The sequence below is a fragment of the Maribacter chungangensis genome (genome assembly GCF_042676845.1).
Taxonomy (GTDB): Bacteria; Bacteroidota; Bacteroidia; order Flavobacteriales; family Flavobacteriaceae; genus Maribacter; species Maribacter chungangensis.
Genome location: NZ_JBHTHY010000022.1, coordinates 1 through 13,888 on the forward strand (window position 1 = coordinate 1; position 13,888 = coordinate 13,888).

General features: G+C 41.1%; 15 protein-coding genes. 8 read left to right on the plus strand and 7 right to left on the minus strand.

What is annotated here, in order from left to right; translation table 11 throughout:
* The 8 genes from ACFQZJ_RS17235 to ACFQZJ_RS17270 all read left to right on the plus strand — a co-directional run.
* A partial coding sequence (locus tag ACFQZJ_RS17235; protein ID WP_379936143.1) for a bZIP transcription factor occupies positions 1 to 784 on the plus strand: 784 nt, incomplete at its 5' end.
* The gene (locus tag ACFQZJ_RS17240; protein ID WP_379936144.1) at positions 784 to 1,953 is read left to right on the plus strand and encodes a gliding motility-associated C-terminal domain-containing protein; all 1,170 of its coding nucleotides are present in this window, start codon (positions 784 to 786) and stop codon (positions 1,951 to 1,953) included. The genes ACFQZJ_RS17235 and ACFQZJ_RS17240, both read left to right, overlap by 1 nt.
* Positions 1,954 to 2,267: 314 nt before the next feature.
* Entirely contained in the window at positions 2,268 to 3,002 is a 735-nt protein-coding gene (locus ACFQZJ_RS17245) for a M15 family metallopeptidase (RefSeq protein WP_379936307.1), read from the plus strand.
* 40 nt (positions 3,003 to 3,042) lie between these two features.
* Complete coding sequence (locus ACFQZJ_RS17250; RefSeq protein WP_379936145.1) at positions 3,043 to 3,813, plus strand: M48 family metalloprotease; 771 nt, start codon at positions 3,043 to 3,045, stop codon at positions 3,811 to 3,813.
* A gap of 166 nt (positions 3,814 to 3,979) precedes the next feature.
* Positions 3,980 to 4,147 carry a DUF6747 family protein gene (locus ACFQZJ_RS17255; protein WP_379936147.1) on the plus strand — a complete coding sequence of 56 codons (168 nt, stop codon included), beginning with the start codon at positions 3,980 to 3,982 and terminating at the stop codon, positions 4,145 to 4,147.
* A gap of 312 nt (positions 4,148 to 4,459) precedes the next feature.
* Positions 4,460 to 5,962 carry a 2,3-bisphosphoglycerate-independent phosphoglycerate mutase gene (gene gpmI / locus ACFQZJ_RS17260; protein WP_379936148.1) on the plus strand — a complete coding sequence of 501 codons (1,503 nt, stop codon included), beginning with the start codon at positions 4,460 to 4,462 and terminating at the stop codon, positions 5,960 to 5,962.
* A gap of 55 nt (positions 5,963 to 6,017) precedes the next feature.
* Positions 6,018 to 6,836: a type I methionyl aminopeptidase gene (gene map, locus ACFQZJ_RS17265; RefSeq protein ID WP_379936149.1), complete on the plus strand. Its 819-nt coding sequence runs from the start codon at positions 6,018 to 6,020 to the stop codon at positions 6,834 to 6,836.
* A gap of 13 nt (positions 6,837 to 6,849) precedes the next feature.
* Positions 6,850 to 7,623 carry a class I SAM-dependent methyltransferase gene (locus ACFQZJ_RS17270; protein WP_379936151.1) on the plus strand — a complete coding sequence of 258 codons (774 nt, stop codon included), beginning with the start codon at positions 6,850 to 6,852 and terminating at the stop codon, positions 7,621 to 7,623.
* On the opposite strand, the gene ACFQZJ_RS17275 is transcribed toward ACFQZJ_RS17270, so the two are convergent.
* From ACFQZJ_RS17275 to ACFQZJ_RS17305, 7 genes are all read right to left on the minus strand, one after another.
* Positions 7,615 to 8,622, minus strand: coding sequence for an FAD:protein FMN transferase (locus ACFQZJ_RS17275; RefSeq protein WP_379936152.1), 1,008 nt, complete (start codon positions 8,620 to 8,622; stop codon positions 7,615 to 7,617). The two genes, ACFQZJ_RS17270 and ACFQZJ_RS17275, sit on opposite strands and share 9 nt — an antisense overlap.
* Complete coding sequence (locus tag ACFQZJ_RS17280) at positions 8,622 to 8,987, minus strand: Na(+)-translocating NADH-quinone reductase subunit F (protein ID WP_379936153.1); 366 nt, start codon at positions 8,985 to 8,987, stop codon at positions 8,622 to 8,624. Before ACFQZJ_RS17280 ends, ACFQZJ_RS17275 begins: the two co-directional genes overlap by 1 nt.
* Before the next feature lie 112 nt (positions 8,988 to 9,099).
* The gene (gene nqrF / locus ACFQZJ_RS17285; protein WP_379936155.1) at positions 9,100 to 10,407 is read right to left on the minus strand and encodes an NADH:ubiquinone reductase (Na(+)-transporting) subunit F; all 1,308 of its coding nucleotides are present in this window, start codon (positions 10,405 to 10,407) and stop codon (positions 9,100 to 9,102) included.
* Between the two features lie 3 nt (positions 10,408 to 10,410).
* The gene (nqrE, locus tag ACFQZJ_RS17290) at positions 10,411 to 11,172 is read right to left on the minus strand and encodes an NADH:ubiquinone reductase (Na(+)-transporting) subunit E (protein ID WP_379936157.1); all 762 of its coding nucleotides are present in this window, start codon (positions 11,170 to 11,172) and stop codon (positions 10,411 to 10,413) included.
* Between the two features lie 21 nt (positions 11,173 to 11,193).
* Positions 11,194 to 11,841 (minus strand): NADH:ubiquinone reductase (Na(+)-transporting) subunit D, encoded by a 648-nt coding sequence (locus tag ACFQZJ_RS17295; RefSeq protein ID WP_379936158.1) that lies wholly within the window; start codon positions 11,839 to 11,841, stop codon positions 11,194 to 11,196.
* A gap of 2 nt (positions 11,842 to 11,843) precedes the next feature.
* Positions 11,844 to 12,596 carry a Na(+)-translocating NADH-quinone reductase subunit C gene (locus ACFQZJ_RS17300; RefSeq protein WP_379936160.1) on the minus strand — a complete coding sequence of 251 codons (753 nt, stop codon included), beginning with the start codon at positions 12,594 to 12,596 and terminating at the stop codon, positions 11,844 to 11,846.
* Between the two features lie 2 nt (positions 12,597 to 12,598).
* Positions 12,599 to 13,885, minus strand: a complete 1,287-nt coding sequence (locus ACFQZJ_RS17305; RefSeq protein ID WP_379936161.1) for an NADH:ubiquinone reductase (Na(+)-transporting) subunit B — start codon at positions 13,883 to 13,885, stop codon at positions 12,599 to 12,601.
* Positions 13,886 to 13,888: the final 3 nt, after the last annotated feature.

Genomic DNA, 13,888 nt, shown 5'->3' on the forward strand with positions numbered 1-13,888 from the left:
AATCCAGACACTGGCAATAGCGGGGAACGACCTGACGCTTTCAAACGGCGGCGGAACCGTAACAATTAATCCTGTTGGTACTGGAAATATCACTTCTACTTCCCTTACTGTAGGTGGAGATACAAATGCTGTTTTAGGAAATATAACTATAGAAATTCCAGCAAATAGCATCACCCAGGGAGAATTAGGATTAAATTCAGTAGGAGCAGGTGAACTTAGATCTAATGCTGTTTCTTCAGATGAAATCGATGATGGAACAGTTCTTAATGTTGATATTGGTTTCGGAATTGATGGCTCTAAAATAATCCCAGATTTTGCTGCTCAAAACATCGTTACTACGGGAAATATAAATGGTAATATCTTTAATGCCGCAGGAATAATCAATGCTGGAGCAGGCATAAACAGTACCGGAGCAATTAATTTAAATGGAATTGCACTTATCCCCGACTACGTATTCCAAAAATATTTTACCGGAACTTCAACACTAAATGAAAACTATACGTTTAAAAGCCTTCAAGAAATTGAAGCCTTTGTAACACAACATCAGCATTTGCCCGGAGTACAATCAGCCTCCGAAATAAAAAAACAGGGCTATTGGAATTTAGGGGAAGCATCAAGAATCAACCTAGAAAAAATTGAAGAACTTTTCCTCCACACCATAGAACAGGAGAAAAAAATAAACCAACTAAAGCAAGCCAACGAGACCATGGCCAGTGAAGTTCAACTGCTGAAAGCCCAAATGGAGGAAATTAAAAAAATGTTGAGCGCAAAGACTAAAGACTAATGCAAAAATTGCTCAGCATAGTTCTAATGTTCTTGGCGGTCGGCATGTCTGCCCAAACCGCCCTGTACAACAGCGGCAACCTACGTATTCATGAAAATGGTACTTTAGGCTTTCACACCGATCTCATCAATGAAGCGCCTTTCGACACCAATTTGGGCTTGGCCGGGTTTTATGGCACCGACGCACTTAGGGTTTCGGGCAGCGTGGTTCCCCTGTTCCACGATGTCGAAATCATGGTAGAGAATGGCCTCAACTTAAACTTGGGAATAGACAATGCCAACAATACCAACTTTATTTTAGGGGACATTAACACGCCAAAAAACCTAAACGATATTTACTATAACTTTTTGGATTCGGACGGTTTTTACATCGGTGAAGGCGACCTAACCAAGGTAAACGGCTTTGCAGCCATTGCCAACCAGCAAAATTTTGTTTTTCCGGTCGGGGACGGCACATTTTTGAGAGCGGTTACACTAAGCTCGGAAAGGACTACCCTTTTTGCCAAATGTGCCTATTTCTTTGAAGATCCGAGTGCGCCCCTGTCCTTGAACGGTTCCTATGACACTAATGAGCTAGGGCGCGAACTAGAGCGCGTAAACGCGGTAGAGTTTTGGAAACTAGAAAGCGATGTAGCCGCGACCATAAACCTGAGCTGGAATACAAGAAGCAACATGGGGATACTTACGGATGACACAAACACGATCGTATTAGCGGGCTGGAGCAAAACCAATATCCGTTGGGAAAATCTAGGGGCAAGTTCGGTAGTTGGAGATTTGGAAGAAGGCTTTCTCACCTCGCTGCCTTTTGTACCAAACGACTATGACATTATAGGTTTGGGCGTCTCAAAAATTCCGTTTGAACCCCTGGCCAAGGAGGTTCTTAGCCTGGACAACTATTTCGTATCTCCCAACGGAGACGGTATTAATGACTTTTTGTTTATTCCCGAATTGGAGGAATCCCCAAATAATCTAGTTCGGATCTATGACAGGTACGGGTTAAAGGTATTTGAAAAACCGAACTACAGGGACGAGTTTTCAGGTATTCCCAATGTAGACAATCTTGTTGTACAGAAAGACCAAGGCCTGCCTGCCGGGGTTTACTTTTACACGGTTTTTATGAAAGACCTAAACCTTAATTATCAAGGGTTTTTATACCTTACCAATAAGTAATTTCTTTTCTCATTTGTACCTGTGCCAACACATTTGAACCGGTAACAGAATAACAAAACACGGGCTATACCACAAATCCACGCGCGTAGACAACAATAATATGCACAGCTGCGCGGCTAGCCTTATTTTTAGACTTTAAAACAAAAATCGCTTTGATTGTGGTTGTACCCTAAAGAAGCTGCGATACCTTTAAAACGGAAAGAGCAACGGAAAACCGGCACAAACCCAAAATATTTATTTAATTTTAAAAAATCGCTTTGGCACGTTCATTGATTTTGAACATGCGGTAGTTGAATCAAATAAAGTACATCATGATGCACAGAAGGTCATTTATAAAAAAAACGGGTGCTGCAGGTATTGCAATGACCGTTTTACCTGGTATTACATTAAGCCAAGAAATGGAATACTCCATTATTGAGCTTATGGGAAAGACCGATATAGAGTTATATGGAAAAGGCATTAACTTAAGAAAGGAAGCGCACGATGCTTTTATTGCCATGAAAAAAGCCGCCTACTCGGACGGCATCGACCTTAAAATTGTTTCCAGTTTTAGAAGTTTCCAACGGCAAGAGGTTATTTTTGAACGAAAGTTCATGACCTACACCGAAGAGGATGGCATGGATCCATTAGCTGCCATCGATAAGATTATTGAATACTCTACCATACCTGGAACAAGCAGGCATCATTGGGGTACGGATATCGATGTTATAGACGGATACCCAAAAACGGAAGGAGATGTCTTAGTTCCGGAAAAATTTGGTGCCGGTGCTGTTTTTGAAAATTTCAAAGCATGGATGGACGAAAATTCGGAGACCTATGATTTTCATTTGGTCTACACGGACGACCCTAAAAGACGAGGCTTTAAATATGAGCCATGGCACTACAGCTATGCCCCTATTTCCAAACCCATGCTAGAAGCGTTCAGGAGTAAAAACATAGTCCAATTACTGCAATTGGAAGAGTTTTATGGTGCAGAGCATTTTACTATCGGATTCTTAAAAAATTATATCCAGAATAATATTTTGGACATCAATAGAAACCTTCTTTAACTCTTTTGTATCTTGGTGTTCCAAATAGAACACTAATACCATGAGAAGAGGTAGTTGGAAAATCCGAATATTCATTGGCCTGGCCATTGTTGCCTTTGCTTTTATCCAAAAATGGAGCAACACAGAAACGAATCCTTATACCGGTCGTTCACAGCATATTACCATGACCTCCGACCAGGAAATAGCGATCGGACTGCAAAGTGCGCCTGAAATGGCACAACAGCATGGTGGTCTCTATCCTGACGAACGAATACAGTCCTTTGTAGATGCCGTAGGCAACAAATTGGTGAACAGCAGTATTGCCAGGGACACTCCATACAAATATGATTTCCATCTTTTGGCAGACGACCGGACCATAAACGCCTTCGCCTTGCCCGGCGGACAATGTTTTATTACCTACGCACTATTTTCCCAATTAAACGAGGCACAATTGGCAGGAGTTCTAGGCCATGAGATAGGTCACGTAATCGGAAGACATTCCGCCGAACGCATTGCAGACAGCCAAACATGGCAAACGGCTACCATGGGCGCTACCGTAGGTGTCGGTGATTTAGGCAGCATCGTTGGTGGTATTGGCCAGAATACCCTTTTAAAAAACGGACGGGACGATGAACTCGAAAGTGATGAACTTGGTGTACTCTTTATGATACAGTCGGGCTACGACCCTTACGAAATGATAAAGGTCATGGAGATACTAAAAGCTGCCGGTGGCCCCAACCGCGCTCCAGAATTCCAAAGCACGCATCCAGACCCTGAAAATAGAATAGAAAAAATAAAGGAAGCTATAGAAAAATACAGTAATCAGCGCTAAACGTTTATCGATCAAAAGGGTGCTTAAACGGTGCATTAACCCAAAAACGAATTACTTTTCACTATATTTGAAATTCCCAAATTAGGTACACCATTTACATATTAACCCTATAGCTTTGGTAAAATTATTTGTGATGAAGTAGAACACGTCACATAAACAGAACTATATGGGAACACTATTACACTTTAAAAGTCTATACGTAGCAGCATTTGAAAATTGCAAACCGGAAATTTTGGTAGTAATTTTAAAAATCTACTCCGTTTTTTGCGGATTAATGTTGCTAATGGCTTTTTATGCCTTTGCATACAGGGTCTTTAATGGATTTGAATTTTAACGTTTGTACTCTTTTACCTGAACACTATAAGAGCTTTATGAAAAACCGAAGACCCGTTATGCCTTGCAAACGGGTTTTTTTATGCGATTAAAATGCAGTCTCTTTATCCCGTGTTGCCGTCCAAGCTGCACTTTTCCAAACAATTTAATGGCTACCCATAAAAACCGGAGTTCGCTTCTTCACGCCAACTGATGGCCGCCGTATCTCCTAAACTGGTATCGTCATAGGTAATACCCTAAAAAAGCTAGAGTAAATACTAGTTAAACTAGGTAAATCGTACTATTTTTGAATGAATATTTTTTGACTTAACCAATGAATAAAAAAGTAATTTTAATGATTTTAGATGGCTGGGGAACATCTCCAGACCCTAAAGTCTCCGCGATCGACAACGCGCATACCCCTTATATCGACTCCCTGTACAAAACCTACCCCAATGCCGCCTTACGTACAGACGGCCTTAATGTTGGACTTCCTGAAGGACAAATGGGGAATAGCGAAGTAGGACACATGAACTTGGGAGCAGGTAGAATTGTATACCAAGAATTAACCCGCATAAACTTGGCCGTTGAAAACAATACACTAAAGGACGAAAAGGTCTTGGTAGCCGCTTTTGATTACGCCAAAAAAAATACCAAAAAGGTACATTTCTTAGGCTTGTTAAGTGATGGTGGCGTACACTCGCACATTAACCACTTAAAAGGCCTACTGACCGCTGCCAACGATAATGGACTTACCAATGTTTACGTGCATGCGTTTACAGACGGTAGGGATGTAGATCCAAAATCGGGTGTTGGCTACATTGAAGACCTGCAGCAACACATGTCCAAAACCGTAGGTAAAATCGCTACGGTTACCGGCAGATACTACGCTATGGACAGAGATAACCGTTGGGAACGTGTGCAATTAGCCTACGACGGCATGGTAAATGGCAAAGGAACACCAACCGAGAATATCATTGCCAGTTTACAGGAAAATTACACCAACGATATTACAGATGAATTCATCAAACCGCTAATCGCCGATAAAGAAGGTTTAATAGCCGAAGACGATGTCATCATCTTTTTCAATTTCAGAACCGATCGGGGAAGAGAGCTGACCAACATGCTCTCGCAAAACGATTTTCCGGAATACAACACAAAAAAACTGCCCTTGTACTATGTAACGATGACCAATTACGACGAAAGTTTTAAAGGCATAAACGTGGTGTTCAATAAGGACAACATAACCGATACCCTGGGCGAAATACTTTCCAAAGCAGGAAAAAAACAAATACGGATAGCGGAGACCGAAAAATACCCCCATGTGACTTTCTTTTTCTCTGGTGGACAGGAGGAACCTTTTGACGGGGAAAGTAGAATTCTACGAAATTCCCCTAAAGTGGCCACATACGATCTTAAACCAGAAATGAGTGCTTTTGAACTAACAGATGCCTTGGTAGAAGAGCTAAAAAAACAGGAAGCCGATTTTGTGTGCCTAAACTTTGCCAATGGAGATATGGTGGGGCATACCGGAATTATGGAAGCAGCGATAAAGGCATGCGAGGCAGTAGATGTGTGTGCTAAACAAGTTATAGAAACAGGCTTGGAGAACGGCTATGCAACTATATTGATTGCCGATCATGGCAACTGCGAAACCATGATCAATCCAGATGGTTCGCCAAATACCGCGCACACTACCAATCCTGTTCCCATTATTTTGATCGATCCGGATGCAACCAAAATTCGTGATGGTGTTCTAGGCGATGTAGCACCCACTATTTTAAAAATAATAGGGGTTGAACAACCTAAGGCCATGACCTGCAAACCCTTGATCTAAAAGAGTACTATTGACAGTTGACCAGTAAAAAAGTATTGTTTTACCTTTGCTACCTATGATAAAAATAAAATCGGCAGAAGAAATTGAGTTAATGCGTGAAAGCGCATTAATCGTATCCAAAACCTTAGGTATGTTGGCGGCCGAGGTAAAACCCGGTGTCAGCACCCTTCATTTAGACGGGTTGGCCGAGGCCTTTATCAGAGACCATGGCGGAGTACCGGGATTTCTAGGGCTATACGACTTTCCTAATTCTTTATGCATGAGTCCTAACGCTCAGGTAGTGCACGGGATTCCAAACAAAACACCTTTGCAAGAGGGAGATATTATCTCTATAGACTGTGGCGTACTAAAAAATGAATTCTATGGCGACCATGCCTATACCTTTGAAGTAGGCGAAGTAGCGGAAGAGACTAAAAAACTATTGGAAATTACGAAGGAGTCACTCTATATAGGTATACGCGAATTTAAAGTGGGCAATAGAGTTGGTGACGTAGGATATGCTATTCAGAAATTTACAGAGGACCATGGCTACGGCGTAGTACGCGAGTTGGTAGGCCACGGCCTGGGCAGAACCATGCATGAAGATCCAGAAATGCCAAACTATGGCAAAAGAGGTAGAGGCAAAAAGTTTGTGGAAGGCATGACCGTTGCTATTGAACCGATGACAAATTTAGGCACTAAAAATATAAAGCAGTTAAAGGATGGTTGGACTATTCTTACCGCGGATGGAAAACCTAGCGCACATTTTGAACACAATGTGGCCATTGTAAACGGAAAACCGGAACTACTTTCTACCTTTAAGTACATATACGATGCATTAGGCATAGAAAGTACCGAAGAAGATGAATTTAGACAACAACCGGTATCGCCTTAGAACTAGCTACTAAATGAAGAAAATATTTAAATTTTTTCTCAATGCTATTCCAAGACCTATTCTCATTAAGTTCAGTTATCTCGTAAGGCCGTTATTTGCATTATGGTATAAAGGAGCTACCTATACCGACCCTATAGATGGTAAAAAGTTTCGTAGCTTTTTACCTTACGGCTACGAAAACCCAAGAGAAAACGTACTCTCTCCTTCTACCCTATCCTTGGAGCGGCACAGACTACTTTGGTTATTTTTAAAAACAGAAACCAATTTCTTTGAAGCAAATCTCAAGGTACTCCACTTTGCACCGGAACAGGCCTTTTATACCCAGTTCCGCAACCTAAAAAACCTAGAATACACGACTACAGATCTTAATTCACCTCTGGCGGATATTAGTGCCGATATCTGTAACCTACCATTTGAAGACCATTCATTTGATGTCATTCTTTGTAACCACGTTTTGGAACATATACCGGACGATACCAAAGCAATGACCGAACTGTATCGAATTCTAAAACCGGGTGGTTGGGGTATTTTTCAAGTTCCACAACAATTAGAACGACCGGTAACCTTCCAAGACGACAACATTACCGACCGAAAGGAACGGGCGAAAATATTTGGCCAATATGATCATGTGCGTATTTATGGCAGAGATTATTTTGACAAACTAAGATCTGTTGGCTTTGAGGTAGTAGAGGTAGATTTCACGCGTACGTTAAGCCCTGAACAGGTAGACACTTACAGGCTGGCAAAAGGAGAAATCATACCCCTAGTCAAGAAAGTACTACCTTAGGACAACCTTCTTGAACCCGTCCGTCATATACTCCCTAATGGCTCCATTAACATCTACATAGATAATATAGGCATCTAGACCGCTATCCGATTCTATTATTTTTTTTGCAGTATCTAAATCCATCGCCATAAAGGCCGTAGCGTAACCGTCGGCAGTTGCACAATCATTGGCCAGAACAGTCACTCCAAGCGTACTGGAATTCTTTGTAAAACCGGTTATCGGATCTATAGTATGCACATACTTCTCTCCCGTCTGTTCATCTACCCTGAATTTTCTATAGTTTCCCGAGGAGGCCAATGCCCTGTCCTTTAGATTAATGATTAGTTTCAACTCCCTTTCCTCTTCATTCTCCGGATTATCTATACCCAAGGTCCAAGGCTTATCTTTAATCGTATTCCTGCCCTTAGCTACTATTTCACCTCCAATTTCTATCAAATAGTTCTGAATCCCTTTATTATCCATTAGTACGGCTACCCTATCGATGGCATAACCCTTGGCTATGGCATTAAAATCGAAATATATATTTACATTCTCCTTAACCACAGTGCGCTGCGTTGAAATCCTAACCTTATCAAAGCCCACGTACTGCAAAAGGCTATCTACTTTTGTACTATCCATAGCCACTTCTTCCCCAGGACCAAAACCCCATGCATTCACCAAGGTACCCACAGTAGGGTCAAAATAGCCCTTGGTATTCCTATAGATTTTTCTTGACAGCTCAAACACATCCTTGAACATGTGATCTACTTGAAGTGTTGAATCTCCTCTGTTTATTCTGGAGATGTCCGACTCTGGGATGTAGGTGGACAAAGATTGATTTACGACCCTAAAAACCGAATCTATTTCCTGCTGATAGTCCAAAGAACGCTCCGCTAAATAAATAATACTGTAAGACGTTCCAAATATCCCTCCAGTAGATTGATTTTTTATAACCTCCTTGGTATCACTTTTACAAGATACCGCCCCAACCCAAAAAATAAAGAACAGATATTTCTTCATTATTCGATTTCAATTAATCCGTCATAATCAACGATATATTCTTCGTTAAGATATACCGGCAGATTATGATCTTTAGAGTTTACCAAACCTACGGCCGCATAAAATGTGCGTGCCTCGAACTTTAGGGCATGATCTCTCATTTTATTTAAATCGGAACGAAAAAACTCAATATCCTTTGGATCACCGGGATACCCAATACTTTTAACTACGATAAAATGAAGCTTCTTTTCCTTGGTACACACAAACTGCGGGTTCTTTTTTAACTCGCTATTGACGGCTAAAAATTCAAAACCTGCTTCCTCTAGCTGCTTACCCACAATATTCATGGCCAAATTATGTAACTCTTGTTCCGTAAGTATGTGCATTATACTGTTTTTTCATTCTTAGCTTTTCCATACTAACCATCTGCAAAAAAACCGATACTTTTCATATCGGTTTTTAAAATTACATGGTATACACTTTATTGTCTAAGCTGTATTATCCGCCAAAATCATCAAAACGGATATGTTCATCCGGAATACCGTAATCCTCACCCATTTTCTGAACAGCTTTATTCATTAATGGTGGACCACAGAAATATAATTCTATATCCTCAGGAGATTCATGGTGATCCAAGTAGTTATCTATTACACAATTGTGTATAAAACCAACAAAACCATCTCCTGGGCCATCTAAACTCTCCTTAATTTTCCAATTATCTTCTTCCATAGGCTCCGAGAGTGCCAGATAGAATTTAAAATTTGGAAACTCCTCTTCTAACTTGTAAAAATGATCTAGGTAAAACAATTCCCGTTTAGACCGCCCACCGTACCAATAGGTAACTTTTCTATTGGTCTTTAAGGTTTTGAAAAGGTGATATAGGTGCGAACGCATTGGTGCCATTCCGGCACCACCGCCAACATACAACATTTCAGATTCGGACTCGTTGATAAAGAATTCTCCGTAAGGGCCAGAGATAACAACATCATCACCTTCCTTTAATCCAAAAATATAGGATGAAGCAACACCGGGATTTACATCCATCCAGCCGTTCTTGGAGCGATCCCATGGTGGTGTCGCGATACGAACATTTAACATGATCTCTCTACCTTCTGCAGGAAAAGAGGCCATAGAGTAAGCTCGTTCCACTGTTTCCGGATTCTTCATCACCAAAGGCCATAGGTTAAACTTATCCCATTCTGCCTTGAATTTATCCGGTGTGTCATGTTCCTCTGGGTGCGCTGTAATATCCATATCAGCGAATTTTACTTCACATTCCGGAATTTCTATTTGAATATAACCACCCGCTTTATAACCCATATCCTCCGGAATTTCGACTACAAATTCCTTGATAAAAGAAGCGACATTATAATTACGGACCACTTTAGCCGGCCATTTCTTAATTCCGAAAACTTCTTCGGGAATGGAAATTTCCATATCCTGTTTTACCTTCACTTGACAGGCCAAACGTGCACCTTGGCTTAATTCTCTTTTAGAGAAATGAGGGGTTTCCGTAGGTAGTGCCTCGCCACCACCGGAAAGGACGTGGCATTCGCACTGAATACAAGTTCCACCACCACCACAAGCGGATGGCAAAAAAACTTTTTGGGCACCAAGTGTGGTAAGCAAAGTGCTACCAGAGGCAACCTCAATTTTCTTTTCACCATTAATGGTTAGGGTAACAGGTCCCGACGGGGATAACTTCTGTTTGGTAAATAACAGAATTGACACCAAAATCATTAATAGCACCAAAAATGCTACAACGGTTATCATTATTGTTCCAACTGTACTAGTAGCTAAAATCATCCTTTACTTATTTATGTCGTTATACGAAATTTCCTTTTCGTCTACTTGTTTCTTTACCTCCTGCTCCTTATCGGAGAGCACCTTTGTATCTTCCAATTGTTGAACAGTAGTGTTTTTAATAGCTTCGGGAGCCTCTTCTCCACCCCCTCCGGTCAACATACCGCCAAAGCTTTGAAACCCTATACCCATAAGTCCGGTAATGATAAACGTTATTCCCAACCCCCTTAACGGCGCAGGAACGTTGGAGTATCTAATTTTCTCTCGAATGGCCGCAATAGCCAAAATAGCTAAAAACCAACCTATACCGGAACTAATCCCATAATTTAAAGCAAGACCAAATGTTGCTATTTCCCTAGCTTGCATGAACAAAGAACCACCCAAGATAGCACAGTTTACGGCTATAAGAGGTAAAAATATACCTAGCGCATTGTACAGGGAAGGTGAAAACTTCTCTACGATGATCTCTACCAACTGCACCATTGTCGCAATCGTTGCAATGAAAAGAATAAACGATAGAAAACTTAGATTATAATCCGCATACTCCGGTCCTAACCAAGCTAAGGCGCCATCTTGCAATAAGTATTTATCCAACAACCAGTTTAAAGGTACCGTCACGGCTAATACGAATATCACAGCTGCTCCTAGACCTACGGCCGTAGCTACCTTTTTAGATACTGCCAAGTAGGAGCACATTCCTAGAAACACGGCGAATACCATATTATCTATAAAAATCGATTTGAAAAATAACTCTATATGTTCTAACATAATTTCTGTGTGTCTATTCGTTTAGTTCTCTTCTACTAAGGCTGGATTTTTGGCACGTTGTACCCAAATAATGATACCCACCACGATTAACGCTGCAGGTGGTAGAATCATAAACCCGTTATTCTCATAACCGGTAGCGTATAATCCCGTTTTCATAATTGGATCTCCAAAAACAGGATAACCTAACAGCGTTCCCGAACCGAACAGTTCTCTAAAAAAACCAACAATGATAAGAATTACGCCGTAACCCAATGCATTACCAATACCGTCCAAGAAAGACTTCCAAGGTCCATTTGCCAAAGCAAATGCCTCGAACCTACCCATGATAATACAATTGGTAATAATCAACCCTATAAATGCACCAAGTGTTTTACTTAGTTCAAAAGCAAATGCTTTTAGCACCTGATCCACTATAATAACTAAGGTTGCTACAACTATAAGCTGTACGATAATTCTAATTTTTGATGGAATTATATCTCGCATTAACGACACCACCACATTCCCCATGCCCATAACGAACACAACGGAGATTGCCATCACGATGGATGCCTTTAATTCTGCGGTAATAGCTAAAGCGGAACAAATACCCAATACCTGTATGGTAATGGGATTATTATCCGTTAACGGGTCTAAAATGAGACTTGCATCTTTTTTTGTTAGTAAGGCCATAGTTATTTAACTCTAATCGTTTCTAAATAATCCTTGTAAAGGTTTACACTCTCCGTAATCATTGCGGCAACACCGTTACCGGTGATGGTAGCACCGGCTATGGCATCCACCGCATTATCGTCTTTTCTTTTGTTCAATGGGTCATTATTACCTTTGGCAACTGCAATACCTGCGTACTTGGTACCGTCCAAAATGCTTTCTCCGGTAAAATCATCCAAAAAGAAACGCATTTTTATATTGGCACCCAAACCTGCAGTTTCTGCTTTGTGATCAAAATAAACACCTTGAACCGTCATGCTATCGTCCAGTGCAATGTAGCCCCATATTGCATCCCACAAACCTTTACCGTACATTGGGATGATGTAGTAGTTCTTGTTATCCTTCTCGCCTACAAATAATGGTAACTTATATGATTCCCCTTTGTTCTTATTTGCCAATTGTTTTTTAAGGTCGATCAGAAAGGCTTCATCATCCGGTGTTGTTTTACCATCTTGGATAATGTATTGCTCCTTAATGAAATTGGTAAACTCGGCCTCTACCCTGTCCGTTGGAATCTTGCTTACACTACCTTGATCGTCACCGTTTTCATTAACTCCCATGGCATATAAAATGTCCTGCTGTGTAGCATAGCGTTCGTTTTGCTTGATGGTAGGCATTAAGCTCGACGCCAAAAACGCTAATATAGCACCGACCACAACAACCATGAGGCCTGCAAAAATAACGGTATAACTGTTTTTATCTGTATCTACTGCCATAACTAAACGGTTTCTGCTTTAAGTTCTTTAGCCGCGCTGTCCGAATCCCTTGGAAGCACCACTGCATTTTTAAGTCTTTTCATTCTTCGCTTTACATTACCTTGAACCACATAATGATCTATGGTAGGTGCAAATACGTTCATCAATAAAATCGCTAGGAAAACGCCCTCAGGATAAGCAGGATTAAATACACGTATCATCACGGATATAAATCCGATGAAGAATCCGTAAATCCACTTTCCTTTATTGGTCTGGGAACCCGTAACCGGATCGGTAGCCATGTATACGATACCAAAGGCAAGCCCACCGACAATTAGATGTTTCCAAAAATCAAAACTCATTAGGCCATAGAACTTGCTTGTCTCGCCAACCCAGCCCATTTCTACAACTTGATTGAACATCAATCCCATGACCAAGGAACCAATTACGGCACTTACCATAATTCTCCAACTGGCAATCTTACTAAAAATCAAAAACAAACCTCCTAGCAAACATAAGAATGCGGACGTTTCCCCAACAGACCCGGGAATAAAACCAAAGAACATATCGGAAATACTGTATTTTGCTGTCATTGCCGCCTCGTTATTTTGAGCCAAATAACCTAAGATTGTTTCACCGGAAATCGCATCTACATTCTCCGCACCGGCTAAAATTTGCTCTGAACGCTCCCTAGCCTCATACACCCAAACCTTGTCGCCACTCATCCAGGTGGGATAGGCAAAAAACAAGAAAGCTCTTATGGTAAGTGCCGGGTTAAGGATGTTCATTCCCGTACCGCCAAAGACCTCTTTTCCGATAACTACACCAAAAATAACTGCCACAGCAAGCATCCATAAAGGTGTATCGATAGGAACAATTAACGGAACCAACATACCGGTTACCAAGTACCCCTCTTCTACCTCATGGCCTTTTATAACGGCAAAAATAAATTCGATCAAAAGACCTACCCCGTAAGAAACAACAACTAGCGGAAGTACTTTTATTATTCCAATCCAAAAATTGTCCCATGTAATAAAGTGCTCTAAAACGGAGAAGTTTTCCGGGAACCCGTTCAAGGCGCTATAATACTGATAGCCCGCGTTGAACATAGAAAAAATAAGTATGGGGACCAAGGCCATAATAACCGTGTTCATTGTCCTTTTTAAATCATCTGCCCCTCGTACGTGAGAACCCGAATGGGTGGTCTCATTGGGAGCAAACAGGAAGGTATGAAAGGCATTGAAGGCAGGCGCCATCTTTTTGCCCTTGTACTTCATTTTTAATTCGTGCAGTGTGGTTTTTACGCTCATGTC